We start from the raw sequence: 19576 nt of genomic DNA, 5'->3' as shown, positions 1-19576 counted from the left end.
AAGAATGAAAAAGGTTCTGGCATTTTGCCTGGCGATGGCGATGACAGCTTCCATGACCGCGTGCAGCTCAAGCACTGGTGGAAGCCCCAGCAGCGCCTCCAGTGCAGCTCCGCAGGGAGAGCAAAGCATCTATTATTTAAACTTTAAACCTGAGGTTGCTACTGTTTACGAGGATATTGCAAAAGCGTATAAAGAAGAAACCGGCGTTACTCTGAATGTGGTTACTGCGGCTTCCGGTACTTACGAGCAGACGCTGAAGTCTGAAATTGCCAAGGCAGATGCTCCGACGATCTTCCAGATTAACGGACCCAGAGGCTATGCCAGCTGGAAGGACTACTGCGCAGACCTGAAAGACACCGAGCTGTACAAACACCTGACGGATAAGAGCCTTGCTATTACAGACGGCGACGGCGTGTATGGTATCCCGTACGTGGTAGAGGGTTACGGCATTATCTATAATCAGGCTATCATGGACAAATATTTCAAGACCTCCGGCGCGAAGGCAACCTCCGTGGCTGAGATTAACAACTTTACAAAGCTCAAAGCGGTTGTGGAAGACATGACGGCGAAGAAGAATGAGCTTGGCATTAAGGGTGTGTTTTCCTCCACTTCGCTCAAGCCCGGTGAAGATTGGCGCTGGCAGACGCATCTGGCCAATGTTCCGGTTTACTACGAGTTCAAAGACAACAAGGTTGATTTGACCAGCGACGCTACAAAGGAAATTAAGTTCCAGTATTCCGACAATTACAAAAATATTTTTGACCTGTACCTGAACAACTCCATTACGCCGAAGAATCTGCTCGGCACCAAGCAGGTTACCGATTCCATGTCGGAATTCGCGCTTGGCCAGACAGCGATGGTTCAGAACGGCAACTGGGCTTGGGGACAGATTGGAAAGGTAAAGGGCAATACCGTAAAAGCGGAAGACGTTAAGTTTATGCCAATCTATACCGGTATGGCCGGCGAAGAGAAACAGGGCCTGTGCATCGGTACTGAGAACTTCTTGGCGATTAATAAAGACGCTTCCCCTGAGAAGCAGAAGGCAGCCGAAGACTTCCTGTATTGGCTGTATTCCAGCAAGACGGGCAAAGATTTCGTTACCAACAAGCTGAACTTCATCGCTCCGTTTGATACCTTCAGCGATTCTGAGAAGCCTACCGACCCGCTGGCGAAGGAAGTACTCAGCTGGATGTCTAAGGACGGCGTAAACACTGTTCCGTGGAACTTTACCGTGTTCCCCAGCCAGACCTTCAAGGACGATTTTGGCGCCGCTTTGCTGCAGTATTCGCAGGGCACCAAATCCTGGGACGATGTAAAGAAGCTGGTTGTTTCCGAATGGAAGAGTGAAAGCGCTCAGTAACAAAGAAATGCTTGCGTTTTCATAGAACGGGAGAGCCGCTCCACGCCCTGCGGCGTGGAGCGGCTTTTATAAACCAACGGACAAAAACCGGTGGAGGAGCGCACACAGCTTTGGAAAGGGAGAGGGAAGCATGCAAAAAACATTGAAAAAACAGTTCGCCATATTTGCGCTGCCGACGGTTATTGCGTTTGTGATCGCTTTTTTAATTCCGTTTTTCATGGGCGTATATCTGTCGTTTGCCAAATTCACCACGGTCACCAATGCCAAGTGGGTAGGAACGGCCAATTACGTCCGCGCATTTTCAGATTCTAATTTTTTAAACGCATTGGGTTTTACCGCGAAATTTACCGTCGTATCCGTCATCACCATCAATGTGCTGGCCTTTTTACTGGCGCTGCTGCTCACACGCGGCATTCGCGGAACGAATCTGTTTCGCACTGCATTTTTCATGCCGAACCTGATTGGCGGCATCGTGCTGGGTTATATCTGGCAGCTGCTCATCAACGGCGTACTGCTGAACTTTGGGGTTGACATCACGTTCGACGCGAGTTATGGTTTCTGGGGACTGATTGTCCTGATGAACTGGCAGATGATCGGCTATATGATGATTATTTACATTGCGGGAATCCAGAATATTCCCGGCGACGTGATTGAGGCGGCGCAGATCGACGGGGCTTCCCCCAGGCAGACGCTGTTTTATATCACAGTTCCTCTGGTGATGCCGTCCGTTACGATCTGTACCTTTTTAACACTGACCAATTCGTTTAAGCTGTTCGACCAGAACTTTGCTTTAACCGGCGGCGCGCCGGCGCGGCAGAGTGCCATGCTGGCTCTGGATATTTTCAATTCCTTCTACGGCCGCATGGGGTATGAGGGTGTCGGTCAGGCCAAGGCGGTTGTGTTCTTCCTGCTGGTAGCGGGAATCGCTTTGGTGCAGCTGATGGTGACCCGCAGCAGGGAGGTGGAAAACTGATGGAGAATACAGCGAAAAGAGTAAATAATATTTTGTTTGCATTTTTATTGATTCTGCTTTTCCTGTTTTTGATTCCGATTCTTCTGGTGCTGATGAATTCCTTTAAGGGGCAGCTCTTTATTTCGAACGCCCCGTTTGCACTGCCGGATGCCACGACCTTCTCGGGCATCGATAACTATGTAAATGGCGTGCAGAAGATTGATTTTTTCCGCGCGTTTGGATATTCTTTATTTATTACGATTTTTTCCGTTGCAGCTATTATCCTCTTTACTTCTATGACGGCCTGGTATATTACCCGGGTGAAAGGTCCGATGACCTCCGCCCTCTATTATTTATTTGTGTTCAGTATGGTGGTTCCGTTTCAGATGGTGATGTACCCCATGGTGAAGGTTGCGAATCTCGCGCGGCTCGATAACCCTGTGGGCCTGATCGTTATTTATCTGGGTTTCGGCGCAGGGCTGTCAGTATTCATGTTCAGCGGGTTTATTAAAAGCGTGCCGGTCGATATTGAGGAATCCTCCGTGATTGACGGCTGCAGCCCGATTCAAACCTTCTTTCTCATCGTATTTCCTATCCTGCGCCCCACGGCTATTACTGTGGCGATTCTGAATGCCATGTGGATCTGGAATGACTTTTTGCTGCCGTATCTTATCATCGGCACAAAGGTGAGAACCATGCCAATCGCGATTCAGTATTTGCAGGGAGGGTACGGCTCGCGCGATATGGGCGCGCTGATGGCAATGCTGGTGCTTTCCATCATACCAATCATCATTTTTTACCTGACCTGCCAGAAGCATATCATCAAAGGCGTTCTGGCCGGCGCGGTCAAGGGATAATTATCAGCCTAAATTTCACCTTGGGGGCGTTTGTATTGACGATTAAAGATATTGCGCGGGAATCCGGGTTTGCGGTCAGTACGGTATCGCGAGCCCTTAACAATCATCCCGATGTCAGTGAGGAAACAAAGCGAAAGATACAGGCGGTTATTGAGGCGCACCGCTTTGTTCCCAATCAGAACGCCCGCCAGCTTAAGCAAACGGCAACCAACAGCATCGCGATTCTGGTCAAGGGTATTTCGAATATGCTGTTCGCCCCCATTCTCGAGCAGATGCAGGTGCTGATTGAAAAAGCCGGGTATACGGCTCAGGTTTGCTACCTGGACGAAGAGGATGATGAGGTCAGCCAGGCGCAGCAGCTGATCCGTGAAAGCAAGCCGCTCGGCCTGCTGTTTCTGGGCGGCAATTTGCAGAATTTTGTCGAGGGCTTCGAGATGATTTCTCTGCCGAGCGTTCTGGTGGCGACCGCGGCAGAAGGCTTGGGCTTTTCGCATTTATCCAGTGTCAGTACCGACGATACCGCCGCCGCGTCCAGCGCTGTGGAATACCTGATTCAGAAAGGGCACCGAAGCATCGGGGTGATCGGCGGCAACCGGTTCGACACAAACAGCATCAGCTATCTGCGTTATCTCGGCTGCCAAAAGAGCTTTGCGAAACACGGCGTTCTGTTTCCGGAGGAGCGGAGCTACCAAAAGGCACGGTTCTCTTACGAAAGCGGCTACCACGCCATGGAGCGGCTGCTCCAAAGCTCGCCGGAGATCACCGCGGTATTTGCCATGAGTGACGTGATGGCGATCGGCGCGTGCCGTTACCTGCTCGACCGCAAGATCAGAATCCCGCAGGACATTTCTGTGATGGGATTTGACGGAATCGAGCTGGCACAGTATTATAACCCAAAGCTCGCCACAATAGAACAGTCCAAATCCAAAATGGCAGAGCGCGGGGTCAGCATTTTAATTGATTGCATTGAAAATCAGTCGGGGGCAGTTCACGAGATGGCGGATTTCTACCTGCGGGAAGGGGAAAGCGTTCGCCTTATGGAAGAAGCTTTCCCGGCCGGTGGTACGGCTGAGAGGGGATAAAATGAAAAAGCAAAAACCAATGGAACGCGGAGCCGGTGTCCTTTTGCCGGTCACGAGTCTTCCGTCCCCCTATGGGATTGGCACCTTTGGGCAGGCAGCATATGATTTTGTGGATTTTCTGGTTCAGGCAGGTCAGCGCTGGTGGCAGGTGCTGCCGCTGGGTCCGACCAGCTACGGTGACAGCCCGTACCAGAGCTTTTCGGCATTTGCGGGCAACCCGTATCTAATCGATCTGGACATTCTGCGGGAGCAGGAACTGCTAACCCTTGAAGATTTAGAACAGGCAGACTGCGGGCAGAATCCCGTGGATATTGATTATGCGGCGCTGTACAAAAAGCGCTTTGCTGTGCTGCGGCAGGCTTTCGTTCGCAGCAAGCACCAAAAAACAATGGATTATTTGCTGTTTTGTGGGGAAAACGGGGAGTGGCTGGAGGAATACGCGCTGTACATGTCGCTGAAAACGGAGTTCGGCGGCAGGGAATGGCTGGCATGGCCGGAGGAGCTTCGTCTGCGCGAGCCGAATGTTCTGCGGGCCAGCCGCGAACGAAACGCGGATGAGATCGAATTCTGGAAGTTCTGTCAATATGAGTTTTTCCGCCAGTGGTTTCGTCTGAAAGCCTACGCCAATCAAAATGGGATAGAGATTATCGGCGATATCCCCATTTATGTTGCGCTCGACAGCGCGGACGTGTGGTCGCAGAGCGAGCAGTTTCAGCTCGACGAGCAGCGCAGGCCCACTCTGGTGGCGGGCGTTCCGCCCGATCTGTTTTCCGAAACCGGTCAGCTTTGGGGCAACCCGCTGTACGACTGGGAGTTTATGGAGCGCGACGGCTTTACCTGGTGGCAACGGCGTATGCGTTTTTCGGCGCGCCTGTACGACATCATTCGCATTGATCATTTTGTCGGGATTGCGCATTACTATTCCATCCCCGCAGAGGAAACCACCGCCATGAGCGGCTGGTGGAATCCCGGCCCGGGCCGCCCATTGATCGAGGCAATCGCCGGGGTAATGGGGGATAAGCGCGTGATTGCCGAAAATCTCGGTGTCGTGATTCCCGAGGTGGACCGGCTGCTCAAAATCAGCGGCTACCCCGGCATGAAGCTGATGCAGTTTGCCTTTGACGGTGACGAAACCAATTCCAATCTGCCGTTTCATTTTGAACACAATCTGGTAGTGTATGGCGGTACGCACGACAACGAAACGCTGGTGGGCTTTTTCGCGCATCAAAAACAAAAGAAAACACGCTTTGCACGAGAGTACCTGAATGTAAGTACAAACCGCGAGGTTCCCGCCGCGCTCATCCGTGCGGGGTATGCCAGTGTTGCGAATACCGCGATTTTTCAAATGCAGGATTTGCTGGGGCTGGATAATTCCGCACGAACCAATACGCCCTCTACTTTGGGGTGGAATTGGCGTTGGCGTCTGGCTCCCGGTCAAATACCGCCGGAGCTTGCGGAGAACCTGCGTCGTATGATGCAGCTGTACGGAAGATGCTCGGGAGGGACAAAGCATGAATCAGTTTGAACAGAAGATCGACCAATATCTGGATTATGACTACGGGGTTACGGCGCGGGAAGCGTCCATCCCTCAGCTTTATAACGCCGTATCCAAAGCGGCGATGAAATCGCTTTCCTTTACAGAACAGCCCGGAAAGAAAGCCTGCTATTTTTCGGCGGAATTTCTGCTTGGCCGCCTCATTTACAGCAATCTGCTGAATCTGGGCTTGTTGGAGCGCTGCCGCGCGTATTTAGGGCGCAACGGCTTTGACCCCGGCGTGTTTGAGAGTATTGAGGACGACGCTCTCGGCAACGGCGGTCTCGGTCGGCTTGCCGCCTGTTTTCTGGATTCGGCGGCAACACACGGCCTTCCGTTGCACGGATTTGGCATCCGCTACAAATACGGATTGTTCCATCAGTATTTTGAAAAGGGTTTTCAGAAAGAAACCGCCGATGACTGGCAAAAGGTCGGCGATCCCTGGGGAATCCGTCGGGAAAGCGAAGCCGTTACGGTTTCGTTTGCCGACCAGACGGTACGTGCAGTGCCCTACGATATGCCTGTAATCGGCTGGGGCGGGCATACCGTCAACCGCTTGCGCCTCTGGCAGGCCGAGCCGCTTTCCGCGTTTGATTTCGAGCAGTTCAATCTGCAAAAATATGACGAAGCGGTCGAGGAGCGGGTGCGCGCCGAAGAAATTACGGCGGTGCTGTACCCGAACGACGATACTCCCTCAGGGAAGCGCCTGCGCCTGAAACAGCAGTATTTCTTCAGCAGCGCGTCCCTGCAAAGCCTGACGCAAGAATCCATTTGCCACCACGGTGAGGATTTTTCTCATTTTGCCGAGGACTATGCGATTCAGCTCAACGATACGCACCCGGTTATCGCGATCCCGGAGCTTCTGCGCCTGTTGATGGAGGAGCATCAGCTTTCGTTTGAGCAGGCGTTCCCGATTGTTCGCGATACCTTTGGGTATACGAACCATACCATCATGGCTGAAGCACTGGAAAAATGGGATGTTTCGCTGTTTCTGTCCGTCGCGCCGCAGGTGTACCCGTATGTGGTCATGCTGCAAAACAGCCTGAACCGCGAAATCAAAGCGCGGAATCTGCCCCAGCAGGACAGAGCGGCCTTGCAGATCATCAGTGGCGGGCAAATCCATATGGCGCGGCTTGCGGTGTATGCCTCCCACACGACCAACGGTGTGGCGAAAATTCACAGCGAGCTACTGAAAAGCGTGGTACTGCCCGAGTGGTACAGAATGTACCCCGAGCGTTTCCAGAATAAAACGAACGGCATCACCCAGCGCCGCTGGCTTGCTTTGTGCAATCAGGAGCTTTCCGCGTTTATTACCGAGCGCATTGGGGATGGTTGGATCACCGACTTGAATCAGCTCCAGAAGCTGACGCCATACCTGAACGACCCGGCGTCGCTCGCGCGCTTCCGGGAGATTAAGCGGCAGAAAAAAATACAGCTTTGCAACCATGTGCGCATTCATGAATATGGCTATGAGCTGAACCCCGATTTCATTTTCGATGTACAGATCAAGCGACTGCATGAGTATAAGCGTCAGCTTCTGAATGCGTTTTCCATTCTGGATATTTATTTTGCAATTAAAGACGGCACGCTGACAGATTTTACGCCTACCGTGTTTTTGTTCGGGGCAAAAGCCGCTCCCGGTTACCGGCGCGCAAAGGGAATTATTAAATTCATCAACGAGATTGCCCGCATGGTAGACGCCGACCCCGAGGTGCGAAATAAAATTCAGGTGCTGTTTGTGCAGAACTATAATGTGTCTTACGCCGAAAAGCTGATTCCTGCGGCGGATGTGTCCGAGCAGATTTCTACCGCGGGGACCGAAGCCAGCGGTACCGGCAACATGAAGCTGATGCTGAACGGCGCGGTTACGCTTGGCACACTGGACGGCGCGAATATCGAAATCGTCGAGCAGGCCGGGGAAGAGAACAATTATATCTTCGGCGCAACGGTAGAAGAAATCGCTGAAATTGCCGATACCTACGACCCGAAAGCACTGTACAAGTCGAATCCACGCATTCGCCGCGTGGTAGATGCCCTGATCGGCGGCACGCTGGACGACGGCGACACCGGATTGTTCCGCGAGCTGTACGATTCTCTGCTCAAGGGTGCGTCGTGGCACAAGCCCGACCAGTATTACCTGCTGCGCGATTTTGAGTCCTACTGTGATGCAAAGCTGCGCGCCAACCGCGATTACCGCAGTGCCGAGCAGTTCTCGCGCAAGTGCCTTGCGAACACCGCGCACGCCGGGCAGTTCTCCAGCGACCGCACGGTGCGCGAATACGCGCGGGATATTTGGGGAATATAAGAACTTTATGATTTTTAGAAATGATAGTATATTGGAATAATGAAATTTGGAATATATTGTATAAGAAGATGTTTCTCGAATCGAGGAAATAGAAGCACGATTTTACTCTAAAGCGAAAAGAGATAAGGGAGCGGTAGCATAACCGCTCCCTTATCTTTTAAACGATGTTAGACCTATGGGAAACAAACGGAAATCGGCGGGGAATACGGCTGAAACCGTGACCAGAAAAGTGCCTCCAAGGCCTTATAGAAACTGAACTTTTAGACACTTTTCAAAGAAAAATCCCGGGCGGTAGCCCGGGACTTTGTCTACAGTCTGAGAGATCATCTTAAAAGAATGACATTATTTATTAATAAAACCTCAAATCATTTAGTCAGTGACCCTTTTTAGTTTAAAGCATGTTGCCTCTAATTCCAAAATAAGACTATCATTATTAACAACTAAAAAACCTATAGGTATGCCGAATCCTGTAGAAGAGTCAGATACTTGTATTTCTTTTATTTCATCATCCATATTTATACCTAGTAGATCCATTTTAAAATTTCTATAAAAATCGTCTTCGTTATAACATATTATAGTAATTTCATAGAGTGGATTTTTAAGTATATATTGATAATCACTATAGTTTTTTAGCCCTTTTGATGAAAATAAGTCTTTATTAATTACAATTTCATCATCAATAATTTTTTGCCCTGTTGGATATTCAGAAGCATCATTATATGAATTCGCAAATCCCAAAAGCTTTTCAACCTTCCAAGTTCCATAGAAAAATTTTTCAGTTTCACTATCCAAAGCCATTCTACCTACAAATGGTTCAGTTGAATTAGTTAGATTAATATTATCATCTTCTTTTACTTCATCATCTGCAGTTGGAGCACGATCTTGTTCTTGAACAGTATTAATAGTAGTCCCATCGTTTTGATTTTTTAATACGGATTCATTACTACATCCAATCAAACTGGCAGATAGAATAGTCACTATCAGAAATATTAACACTTTTGCTCTCATTTTTCCTCTTCTTTCCTCTCCTAATGATATAAATATCTATCTAAACTTAATCCATAAATATACCAATAGTCAAATATATTTTTACCATTGTGTGGCAGGTATAGCCCTTCCCGGCATGGATTGATAGTGTCTTTGGGTGATTAGATGCATTATCGCACTTCTTTTACCTTTTTTCGATACGCTGTCTGATTTGACGTTCACTTCACATTCATCTAATCCGGTATATATTCGGCTATATCAGGCAGGTTACAGTCGAGAATATCGCAAAGAGTATTGAGTGTATTAGTAGATACAGACTCATTTTTTTGCAGTCTAGCCAGAGTAGAACCACTGATATTTTCTGACTTACCATTGTTTCTTAGGGTATAGGTGGTTGCACCTTTCTGTTTCATGGTTTTCCATAATGGAGCGTAAGAAATCATTTTTATTCCTCCCTCTTTACTTTTCCTTATTATGCCGTATAATGGACATATATTGTTATGTACAATATTGGGCACGTGAAATAGGAGGGAATAAAAAATGATCATCCGTAAAGTTTGTCAAGAGCAGTATGAGCAGGTATGCCGGTACTTAAATCAGCAGGGGAAATCCGGTACGTTCGATGCGAGTTATGAGGTGACGATACAAGTGGATGACTGTGAGTACCTGCTCCGGCTTCAGCCATGCAGTAAACGGAAGCTTGCCGCATTGCAGGCGGTACAGCTTTACCGAAAGGAAAAAGAACGGCGGTTCAAATTAATTACGGAAAATCTGCCGCTGTCTACTTTGCTGGAATTATTTCTGTTTCAGCAAAAGAAAAATACTGCTGAATCGAACCTCAATTAACGATGAAGAAAGGGAGTGGTAAGTCACCACTCCCTTATTTTGCTGAACAGATAGCGATTGGCAATAGAAATCTGCCGCAATGCGTGTTATGATAGGACAAATAAAATGAAAACACAGGATTCTGAAAGCAGATGCTTTTTGGAATCCTGCGAGAGAAAAGGGGGCCTTTCCGTGACGGTACTGGTCAGCGCGTGCCTGCTCGGCAAAAACTGTAAATACGACGGCGGCAATAATGATCATCCGCGCGTCGCCGCGTTTTTAGCGGACAAAGAAATCATCCCTGTCTGTCCCGAAATACTGGCCGGTTTGGGCGCTCCGCGCAATCCCGCGGAAATTCAAAACGGAAAAGTGGTGGATTGCCTGGGAAATGATGTGGATCAACAATTCCGGGAGGGGGTTCGTCTAGCGCTTGAAAAGATCAAAAAAATACCGGTCGATCTGGCTATTTTGCAGCCAAGAAGCCCCACCTGCGGCGTTCGGCAGATTTATGACGGCAGCTTTTCCGGTAAACTGATTCCCGGTCAAGGTGTGTTTGCCAAGGCCCTACTCGATATGGGCGTAAAAGTAATGGACGCTGACGAAATTTAAGAATAAAAAAACCTCCTGGCGCAGTTTTTATTCTGCGATAGGAGGCTTTTTTTGATGATCCATTTTTCGCGGTATCGTTTCTTATGCCGGGGCTTGTTATGGCTTACGACAGCCGTCCTTTAAAATCCTGATACCCAAAGGTTTTTTGCACCCGCAGCTTGCCGCTTTGGTCGAGAATCGCAATCGAAGGCAGAGCCATCCCGTTAAAGGTGTTGGTTTTCACCATCGAGTAATGGGCCATGTCACCGAAAATCAGCCGGTCACCGGGGGTGAGAGGGTGGTCGAAGGAGTAATCCCCAATGATGTCGCCCGCAAGGCAGGTAGGCCCGCCCAGGCGGTAGCAGTACGGCTTTTCTTCCGGCAGTCCCGCGCCCAGCAGAGGCGGGCGGTAGGGCATTTCGAGTACATCCGGCATGTGGCACGCGGCGGAGGTGTCGAGAATCGCGTTGGCAATTCCGTTTTCCACGATCTCCAGCACGGTGCAAACGAGAAAGCCCGCGTTCAGCGCGACGGCTTCGCCCGGCTCCAGATATACCTGCACGCCGTAGCGCTCTTGTGTGCGCTGAATCAGGGAAATCAGTTTTTCCACATCGTACCCCGGGCGGGTGATGTGATGCCCTCCGCCAAAATTCAGCCACTTCATTTTGGGAAGATACGCGCCGAATTTCTTGTCTACGGCATCCAGTGTCCGCTCCAGCGCGTCGGCGTCCTGTTCGCACAGTGTGTGAAAGTGCAGGCCCGAAATGTTCTCGAGCAGCTCCGCATGAAAATTCGCTGCCGTTACCCCAAGCCGCGAGCCGGGGGAGCAGGGGTCGTAAATCGCGTGATCCTGCGTGGAGCATTCCGGGTTTATGCGGATGCCGCATTCGCGGCCGGCGGCGAGAGCGCGGTCTTTGAACTTCTGCCACTGAGAAAACGAGTTGAATACAATGTGGTCGCACAGGCGGGTGATCTCGTCAAATTCCTCGTCGCGGTACGCGGGGGAGAAAACGTGGTTTTCCTTACCCATTTCTTCATAGCCGAGCCGCGCTTCATAAAGGCCGCTGGCGGTTGCTCCGCTTAAATACGAGCCGATGAGCGGGTACAGCGAAAACATGGAGAAGGCCTTTTGCGCCAGCAGAATCTTGCAGCCGGTGCGCTCCTGCACCATTGCCAGCAGCTGCAAATTCTGAATCAGCAGAGCCTCGTCCACCACAAAGCAGGGGGAGGGGGCCTGTAAATAAAGCTTTGTCCGTTCCATCGTCAGTCAACCAGCTCGGGGGCAAAGCTTTCCTGCCACGGCAGACCCCATTTGTTGAGCGCGTCCATGAAGGGATCGGGATCGAACTCTTCAATGTTGTGTACGCCGGGCTTGTTCCATACGCCGGTCATCAGCAGAGCCGCGCCGATCATGGCCGGAACGCCCGTGGTGTATGAAATCGCCTGTGAGCCTACCTCGCGGTAGCATTCCTGATGGTCGCATACATTATAGATGTAGTAGGTTTTGTCCTTGCCGTCCTTTTTGCCCTGAAAGATGCAGCCGATGTTCGTCTTGCCCTTAGTGCGTGGTCCAAGAGAGGCAGGGTCGGGCAGAACCGCTTTGAGAAATTGCAGCGGCACAATTTGCTTGCCCTCAAATTCAATCGGCACAATCGAGGTCATGCCCACATTCTCAAGGCATTTCAGGTGGGTCAGGTAGCTCTGGCCGAACGTCATAAAAAAGCGGATGCGGCGGATGCCCTTGATGTTGAGCGCGAGGGACTCCAGCTCTTCATGGTGCAGCAGGTACATATCCTTCTCGCCGATTTCGGGGAAGTCGTACACGCGCTTGATCTCCATCGGCTCGGTTTCAATCCATTTGCCGTTTTCCCAGTAGCTACCCTTGGCACTTACCTCGCGAATGTTAATTTCGGGGTTGAAGTTGGTGGCAAAGGGGTAGCCGTGGTCGCCCGCGTTTGCGTCGAGAATATCAATGTAGTTGATCTCATCAAACTGATGTTTCTGAGCGTAAGCCGAGAACACCCCGGTTACGCCGGGGTCAAAGCCGCTGCCGAGCAGCGCGGTGATACCGGCTTTCTCAAAGCGCTCTTTGTAATCCCACTGCCATTTGTATTCAAATTTCGCGGTGTCAAGGGGCTCGTAGTTTGCGGTATCTACATAATTGGTTTTGGTTGCAAGGCACGCGTCCATAATGGTCAAGTCCTGATACGGCAGAGCCAGGTTCAGTACCACATCGGGCTGGAAGTCGTCGATGAGCGCGATCAGCTCATCGACGTTGTCGGCATTTACCTGTGCGGTGTGGATAACGGTCTTGCCGCCGGAGAGTTTCTCTTTGAGAGCGTCGCATTTGCTTTTGGTACGGCTCGCGATGCAGATTTCCTCAAAAACGTCGCTGTTTTGGCAGCATTTGTGAATGGCAACGCTCGCAACGCCGCCGCAGCCGATAATCAGTGCTTTTCCCATGGTGTGATACCTCCTGTGAAATGGGCAGAAATGCTCTGCCGGTCTGTTTGATTTTCTAAGGTTAAGAAGCGGGGATGATCGTCAAAAGAAGTTCCCGCAGAATTTTACAGGCAACCGCGGTGGAAACACCGCTCTGGTCATAAACGGGCGAAAGCTCGTTTACGTCGCAGCCGACTACGTTTAAGCTCCCCAGCGCCAGTACCGCGTGCAGCAGCTGCAAAAAGCTGACTCCGCCCGGCTCCGGTGTTCCCGTGCCGGGGAAGACTGACGGGTCGAGAACATCCAGATCAATCGTGACATAAACAGGTTTGCCCTTTAGAGAGGCAATTACGCTCTCCAATCCCTCAAAATTAAATTTGTGGGTAGATACGTGCTGGCGCCCCCAAGTAAATTCACTCCGGTCGCCGGAACGGATACCGAACTGAAAGATTTTGCCGTCCCCAACCAAATCCCAGCAGCGGTGCAGCACCGTCGCGTGGGAGAGGGTGGCGCCAAGGTATTCCTCGCGAAGGTCGGCGTGCGCGTCAAAATGCAGAATGTGCAGATTCGGGTGGCGCTTCACCGCGGCCCGAACCGCGCCCAGCGTAACCAGATGCTCACCGCCGATCATCACCGGCAGCTTATTGTCTGCTAAAATACTCGTAGCGAATTCCTCAATCTGTGAGAGGGCTTTTTGGGTATCGCCAAAGCACAGTTCTAAATCTCCGCCATCGAATATAGAAATATCTGATAAATCCTTATCCTGATAAGGGCTGTATGTTTCCAGTCCAAAGGAGTCGGCACGCATGGCCCGGCTTGCAAAACGAGTGCCGGGGCGGAACGATGTGGTGGAATCAAACGGCGCGCCGAACAGAACGGCTTTGGCCTCTTCATACTCACTGTCACAGCCTAAAAAGGTTTCAATGTTTTTAGTCAATGTGTTCGACATTTCGCAAAAGCTCCTCCACATAATTTGGCAGGGCAAACGCGCCCTTGTGCAGCTTGGTATTGTAATAGCGGGTCGGGATGCCGCGTTCCTTCCAGCACTTCCCGTCTAAATCCTTGAGCGGATGATATTTCTTCGACGCAAACCCGAACAGCCAGTGGCCGGAGGGGTAGGTGGGAATATGCGCCTGGTACACACGGCTGATGGGGAAGGATTTCACAATCCGCTTATGCGCTCTCTGCATCGCCAGCGCGTCCACCGCGTAGAATGGGCTTTCATGCTGGTTGACCATAATGCCGTCGTCTTTGAGCGCCTTAAAGCAGTTGCCGTAAAACTCCCGGGTAAACAAGCCCTCGCCGGGGCCGAACGGATCGGTTGAGTCTACCAGAATCAGGTCATATTCTTCGCTTTGGCGGCGCACAAATTTCAGGCCGTCCTGAAAATAGAGCTTCACTCGCGGGTCGTCAAAGCCCCGCGCAGTGATCGAAAGATACTCCTGACACACTCGCACCACTTGCTCGTCGATTTCCACCACGTCGATCCGCTCAATCTCCGGGTAGCGGATCAGCTCGCGCACCGCGCCGCCGTCGCCGCCGCCAATGACCAGTACGCGCCGCACCTTGGGGTGTACCGCCATTGGAACATGGACGATCATTTCGTGGTAGATGAACTCGTCGCGCTCTGTGAGCATCATGTAACCGTCGAGCGTTAAAAAGCGGCCGAATTCCTCGGATTCAAATACATCAATGCGCTGAAACTCGCTCTGCCCGCTGTACAGCTGCCGGTCCACCCGGATGGAAAACTGAACGCCGGGTGCGTGTTTTTCGGTAAACCATAAATCCACCGCTTATTCCTCCTTCATCACGTTGAGCTGTTCCAGCTCCAAATCCTCCGGGCCGGTTAAGAAGCAGCCCTTTTCCTTGGCGTACGCGATATATTCCAGTATTTCACCGGTAATCAGCTCGCCTGGGGCAAGAATCGGGATTCCCGGCGGGTAGCACATGACAAATTCACTGCAAATGCGCCCGGAGCTCTGCGCAAGGGGCAGAGCCTCTTTTTCGGCGTAAAAGGCCTTCTGCGGCGGCACCGCAACAATGGGGGAGATATACTCCATGCGCAGCATGCCCGTTTTATCGCGCTTGTAGTTGCGGCGGATTTCCGCGAGCGCGCCGACGAGCCGTTCTAAATCGCGGTGGCGGTCACCAACGGAAAGGTACGCCAGAATGTTGCCAAGGTCGCCGAACTCCACCTGAATATCATACTCGTCCCGCAGAATATCATACACTTCAATTCCGGCGAGGCCGAGTTCCAGCGTGTTGACGGAAAGCTTTGTAGTGTCGAAGTCATACACGGTGTCGCCGTTGATGAGCTCACGGGAATAGGCGTAGTAATCACCGATCTGGTTGATCTCGCCGCGCGCGTACTCGGCCATTTCCACAACCCGGCGAAAAATCTCTTTGCCCTCGGTAGCAAGCTTTTTCCGGGAAATATCAAGGCTCGACAGCAGCAGGTAAGAGCCGCTGGTCGTCTGGGTCAGGTTGATGATCTGCCGTACATAGCCCGCGCTGACGCCGCCGCCGAGCAGCAGAAACGAGCTTTGAGTCAGCGAGCCGCCGGATTTGTGCATGCTTACCGAGGCCATGTCTGCTCCGGCCTTCATGGCGCACAGCGGCAGATCTTCCCCAAAATACAGGTGTGTGCCGTGCGCCTCGTCTGCCAGCACCAGCATGCCGTGTTGGTGAGCCAGCTCGGTGATTGCCTTTAAATTCGAGCAGATGCCGTAATAAGTGGGGTTGTTCACTAGCACCGCCCGCGCTTTCGGGTGTTCGCGGATCGCCTGTTCCACAGCGGAAAGGCGCATGCCGAGGGAAATGCCAAGGCGGTGGTCGGTTTCGGGATTGACATAGACGGGCGTCGCGCCGCACAGGATCAGTGCGTTAATCACGCTGCGGTGTACGTTGCGCGGCAAAATGATTTCATCCCCGTGCTTGCAGGCGGAAAGCACCATGGCCTGCACGGCGGAGGTAGTACCGTTCACCATAAAAAACGCGTGTGCCGCGCCGAATGCGTCGGCGGCCAACTCCTCCGCCTCGCGAATGACGGAAACCGGGTGGCACAAATTGTCCAGCGGCTTCATGGAATTGACGTCGAGCTGCATGCAGCGCTCGCCTAGAAACTGGGTCAGCTCGGGGTTTCCCCGCCCGTGCTTATGCCCGGGAACATCGAAGGGAACCACCCGTTCCGCCTGAAAATCCAGCAGCGCCTGCCGGATGGGCATACGGCTTTGATCTAGTTTGCTCAACAAAGGGCCTCCTTTCTGTTCAGTACACGTTGCTGCCGGTGAATATTTCGATCATCTCGCGCCGCAGGCTGTCCGTAATTTTCAGGCGCGCTTGGGGCGGCAGCTCGTAAACGTCGGTATTGAACAGATAATTCTGCAAATTAATTTCCTTAATCAGCATTTTGGTATGGAACAGATTCGATTGGTATACGTTTAAATCAATCGCATCGTATTTGCGCAGGGTTTTGTCATCGATAAAATCTTGAATGGACGTCATTTTGTGATCCATAAACAGCTTTTTCCCGGTTACGTCGCGGGTAAAACCGCGTACGCGGTAATCCATGGTGATGATGTCGGAGTCAAAGCTGCCAATCAAATAGTCCAGTGTGCTCAGCGGGGTAATTTCGCCGCAGGTGGCAACATCAATGTCCACCCGAAACGTAGCCAGAAAGGTGTCTGGGTGGTATTCGGGGTAGGTGTGCACCGTCACGTGGCTTTTGTCCAGATGCGCCACCATCGTTTCGCCCGAAAGCTCCGCGCGTGTGCCGGCCCGGCGTCCCGCCAGCATCGATTCCTCCGCAATCAGAAAGGTGACGCTCGCGCCCTGCGGGTCATAATCCTGCTTCGAGATGTTCAGCACATGCGCGCCGATCATCTCCGTTACGCGCTCCAGAATCCCGGTCAGGCGTTCGGAGTTGTACTGCTCGTCAATATAGGCGATGTAGTCGCGCTGCTCCCGTTCGCTTTTGGCGTAGCAGACGTCATAGATGTTAAAGCTGAGGGATTTGGTCAGATTGTTAAAGCCATATAATTTCAGTTTGTTTTCCATACCGTCACCTGATTTCCGGCGTATTTTTGCAGAAGAAAATAAAAAAAGACCCAAGGGAAAAAGCACGGCACGCGCCGCATTTTTACACTTGAGTCACAGTTTCTGTCGATTTTGTTTTATTTCGAGCGGGCCGTGCGCAAAGGCATACGGCAAACCGCTGTTATTTATTCAAAAGTACAGAGAATCAGAGTCTATATAGCAATAACTTACTTTTACTACTCTTATTGATTGTTTCACAAGCGTAATGTGCGAAAGGCACACGGTTTTAAGTAACCAACTTATAAAATTTGAGCAACGGCTCAATCAATAAGGCAACGAAAGTTGCCGCCCGGCATTTTGACCCAGCTGTCCGTATGGCGTTTGATTTTCCCCGCAAAAGCGAAAAAAATGGTCAAAAAAAGTTGTTGCTGCGAAGGTGAAGCCTCACCTTCGCTGAAAATAGGCTTTAATCCTACTTTTCTTTCGAGTTGCATTGTACTATAAACAGCTACAAAATGCAAGAAAAATTTTATTTGATTTTGATTATGTCAATATTGATTTATCAGATTCCGAATTCTTATAGTATCAGCAGGTAAGTAAAAAATATGCTCTATATGGCTTGCAGGTTGCGAGAAGAATAATTTCTTCCCCCTCTTGCAAGAGGTGATGAAAAATTCATAGGAAAGTCACGAGTTTTTCAATAGAAAAAATCTTTTGTTTCAGCAAGTTCAGCAAATTCGCCGAAACGAAGGTGTGTGTTCTCGTGCAGAGAACAGGTGTCTCAGAATGAAAATGTATAATTAATTTATATTTATGCAATATTTATAATAAAAATGAATAGGCTTGAAAGAATGCCTTTTTAATAATTCAGAAGTAGAAATTTCAAAAATGGGTGAATCAAAAGATTTTGTGTAGTTTATTAGGAATATCGTTTAAAAAATTTCTCGATTATTGATCTTATTTCTCTCTTGTTATTATACAGCTAAAATGTTATAATAATCACAAAGATAACATGAAATCGTTCCGTCGCTCTCATTTTGTATTGTGCGGAATTATTTCATGCTTTTGATTGTACACAACAAAAATACAATGATAAAAGTAGGGTGGATTTTAGCATGAAGTATGACAATGACGCAAAACAGCTCAAATATAGAGTGCTGTCTTCGGTAGCTCGCCTGAGCTACGACAATCAGCTGTCAGAGCATCTTGGGGATATTCCATATGAGATCATCCCTGGTCCGCAGCCCGCTTTTCGCTGCTGCATTTACCGTGAGCGAGAAATCATTCGTGAGCGCGTTTCGGCAGCCTGCGGCGAAGATCTTCCCCGCCAGGAAGACAAGGCCGTCATGGGCGTGCTTCCGGCCGCATGTGAGGGGTGTCCCATCAACCGCTTTAATGTAACGGACAACTGTCAGAAGTGTTTGGCAAAAAAATGTGTGGCGGCTTGTCCGTTTGGGGCGATCAGTGTTACCGGACGCGGTGCGTATATCGACCCGGCGAAATGTAAGGAGTGCGGACGCTGTGCTGCGGCCTGCCCTTACAACGCCATTTCGGATACGATGCGCCCTTGTCTGCGGTCTTGCCCGGTCAATGCCATTACCATGGATGAGAACCGTCTGGCCGCTATCGATTACAGCCGCTGTATCAGCTGCGGCGCGTGTATGGCCGGTTGCCCGTTCGGTGCGATCACAGACCGTTCCAGCCTCGTAAGCGTAATTCGTGAGATCCAGTCCGGAAAAAAGGTGTATGCCGTATTCGCCCCCGCCATTGAGGGCCATTTTGGAACCGCAAATGTGGGCCAGCTCAAAGAGGGCCTGCGCCGTATTGGCTTTACCGATGCGGTTGAGGTTTCTCTGGGTGCGGATGCCACTGCGTACCACGAGGCGCAGGAGTTGAAAGAGGCCGTTGCGGAAGGTAAGAAGATGACAACCTCCTGCTGCCCGGCATTTGTGGATATGATCGAAAAGCATTTCCCGAAGCTGGAGCCTAACATTTCTCGTACGGCGTCTCCCATGACAATGACCGTACGGTACTTAAAAGAGAAGGATCCGGACATATTGGTAGTCTTTTTTGGCCCTTGTGTGGCGAAGAAGCTCGAAATTCAGAAAGCGGAGAATACCGCTGATTATGTGATGACATTTGAAGAGCTGGTAGCCATGTTCAACGCCAAGGAGATTGAAGTTGAAACGATTGAAGTTGAAAACGTGCAGGACGGCAGCATTAAGGGTAAGAATTTTGCCGTCAGCGGCGGCGTTACCGCAGCGGTGGAGGCTGCTTTGGCCGAGGATGGTTTTGATCAGACGGTTTCCTGTGTGAAGTGCAGCGGCGCTAGGGAATGCAAAAAGCAGCTGATGATAATGAACGCGGGCCGTATGCAGGAGGATCTGATCGAGGGCATGGCCTGCGAGGGCGGCTGTGTTGCCGGCCCGGGCGGCGTAGAGCCGGTGCAGAAGCTGATGAAGAATCGTCAGAAGCTGCTGGCTGCCGCCGACAAACGCGGCATTAAAGAAAATTTGGAAGAGATTCATGATTTGACGCACATTCATATGGAGCAGAGAGCATAATAGATTCATGCACTTTAAAACAGTTTGATACCAGTATAACGTTTT

General features: G+C 50.8%; 17 protein-coding genes. 9 read left to right on the top strand and 8 right to left on the bottom strand.

Features of this window, described 5'->3' with window-relative positions; all coding sequences use genetic code 11:
* The first annotated feature begins 4 nt into the window (after positions 1–4).
* From QOS46_RS05170 to QOS46_RS05145, 6 genes are all read left to right on the top strand, one after another.
* On the top strand, positions 5–1360 hold the full coding sequence (locus tag QOS46_RS05170) for an ABC transporter substrate-binding protein (protein ID WP_283607789.1): 1356 nt from the start codon (positions 5–7) through the stop codon (positions 1358–1360).
* A 130-nt stretch (positions 1361–1490) separates the two neighbouring features.
* Complete coding sequence (locus QOS46_RS05165) at positions 1491–2333, top strand: carbohydrate ABC transporter permease (RefSeq protein WP_283607788.1); 843 nt, start codon at positions 1491–1493, stop codon at positions 2331–2333.
* Complete coding sequence (locus QOS46_RS05160) at positions 2333–3169, top strand: carbohydrate ABC transporter permease (RefSeq protein ID WP_283607787.1); 837 nt, start codon at positions 2333–2335, stop codon at positions 3167–3169. Before QOS46_RS05165 ends, QOS46_RS05160 begins: the two co-directional genes overlap by 1 nt.
* Positions 3170–3204: 35 nt before the next feature.
* Positions 3205–4251 (top strand): LacI family DNA-binding transcriptional regulator, encoded by a 1047-nt coding sequence (locus tag QOS46_RS05155; protein ID WP_283607785.1) that lies wholly within the window; start codon positions 3205–3207, stop codon positions 4249–4251.
* 1 nt (position 4252) lies between these two features.
* Positions 4253–5776 carry a 4-alpha-glucanotransferase gene (gene malQ / locus QOS46_RS05150; protein WP_283607783.1) on the top strand — a complete coding sequence of 508 codons (1524 nt, stop codon included), beginning with the start codon at positions 4253–4255 and terminating at the stop codon, positions 5774–5776.
* Entirely contained in the window at positions 5763–8090 is a 2328-nt protein-coding gene (locus QOS46_RS05145; RefSeq protein WP_283607782.1) for a glycogen/starch/alpha-glucan phosphorylase, read from the top strand. The genes malQ and QOS46_RS05145 overlap by 14 nt, the downstream gene beginning before the upstream one ends.
* 369 nt (positions 8091–8459) lie before the next feature.
* Here the strand turns inward: QOS46_RS05145 and QOS46_RS05140 are convergent, their stop codons facing one another.
* On the bottom strand, positions 8460–9098 hold the full coding sequence (locus QOS46_RS05140; protein WP_283607781.1) for a hypothetical protein: 639 nt from the start codon (positions 9096–9098) through the stop codon (positions 8460–8462).
* Between the two features lie 212 nt (positions 9099–9310).
* On the bottom strand, positions 9311–9520 hold the full coding sequence (locus tag QOS46_RS05135) for a helix-turn-helix domain-containing protein (protein WP_283607780.1): 210 nt from the start codon (positions 9518–9520) through the stop codon (positions 9311–9313).
* Between the two features lie 97 nt (positions 9521–9617).
* On the opposite strand from QOS46_RS05135, the gene QOS46_RS05130 reads away from it, so the two are divergent.
* Together QOS46_RS05130 and QOS46_RS05125 are read left to right on the top strand one after the other, a co-directional pair.
* On the top strand, positions 9618–9923 hold the full coding sequence (locus tag QOS46_RS05130) for a hypothetical protein (protein WP_283607778.1): 306 nt from the start codon (positions 9618–9620) through the stop codon (positions 9921–9923).
* A 171-nt stretch (positions 9924–10094) separates the two neighbouring features.
* On the top strand, positions 10095–10511 hold the full coding sequence (locus QOS46_RS05125) for a DUF523 domain-containing protein (protein ID WP_283610774.1): 417 nt from the start codon (positions 10095–10097) through the stop codon (positions 10509–10511).
* 103 nt (positions 10512–10614) lie between these two features.
* Here the strand turns inward: QOS46_RS05125 and nspC are convergent, their stop codons facing one another.
* The 6 genes from nspC to speD all read right to left on the bottom strand — a co-directional run bounded on the left by nspC (position 10615) and on the right by speD (position 16988).
* On the bottom strand, positions 10615–11751 hold the full coding sequence (nspC, locus tag QOS46_RS05120; protein ID WP_283607777.1) for a carboxynorspermidine decarboxylase: 1137 nt from the start codon (positions 11749–11751) through the stop codon (positions 10615–10617).
* 2 nt (positions 11752–11753) lie between these two features.
* Positions 11754–12953 carry a saccharopine dehydrogenase family protein gene (locus tag QOS46_RS05115; RefSeq protein WP_283607775.1) on the bottom strand — a complete coding sequence of 400 codons (1200 nt, stop codon included), beginning with the start codon at positions 12951–12953 and terminating at the stop codon, positions 11754–11756.
* Between the two features lie 61 nt (positions 12954–13014).
* Positions 13015–13881 (bottom strand): agmatinase, encoded by an 867-nt coding sequence (speB, locus tag QOS46_RS05110; protein ID WP_283607773.1) that lies wholly within the window; start codon positions 13879–13881, stop codon positions 13015–13017.
* Positions 13862–14722 carry a polyamine aminopropyltransferase gene (speE, locus tag QOS46_RS05105; RefSeq protein ID WP_283607772.1) on the bottom strand — a complete coding sequence of 287 codons (861 nt, stop codon included), beginning with the start codon at positions 14720–14722 and terminating at the stop codon, positions 13862–13864. Before speE ends, speB begins: the two co-directional genes overlap by 20 nt.
* Positions 14723–14725: 3 nt before the next feature.
* Entirely contained in the window at positions 14726–16156 is a 1431-nt protein-coding gene (locus QOS46_RS05100; RefSeq protein ID WP_283610772.1) for an aminotransferase class I/II-fold pyridoxal phosphate-dependent enzyme, read from the bottom strand.
* Positions 16157–16199: 43 nt separating this feature from the next.
* Positions 16200–16988, bottom strand: a complete 789-nt coding sequence (speD, locus tag QOS46_RS05095; protein WP_283607770.1) for an adenosylmethionine decarboxylase — start codon at positions 16986–16988, stop codon at positions 16200–16202.
* 1094 nt (positions 16989–18082) lie between these two features.
* Here speD and QOS46_RS05090 point away from each other — a divergent pair.
* Positions 18083–19531: a 4Fe-4S dicluster domain-containing protein gene (locus QOS46_RS05090; RefSeq protein ID WP_283607769.1), complete on the top strand. Its 1449-nt coding sequence runs from the start codon at positions 18083–18085 to the stop codon at positions 19529–19531.
* Positions 19532–19576 lie beyond the last annotated feature (45 nt).

This window comes from Faecalispora anaeroviscerum, from assembly GCF_947568225.1.
Lineage (GTDB): Bacteria > Bacillota > Clostridia > Oscillospirales > Acutalibacteraceae > Faecalispora > Faecalispora anaeroviscerum.
This window is presented reverse-complemented; position numbering and strand designations above follow the sequence as displayed.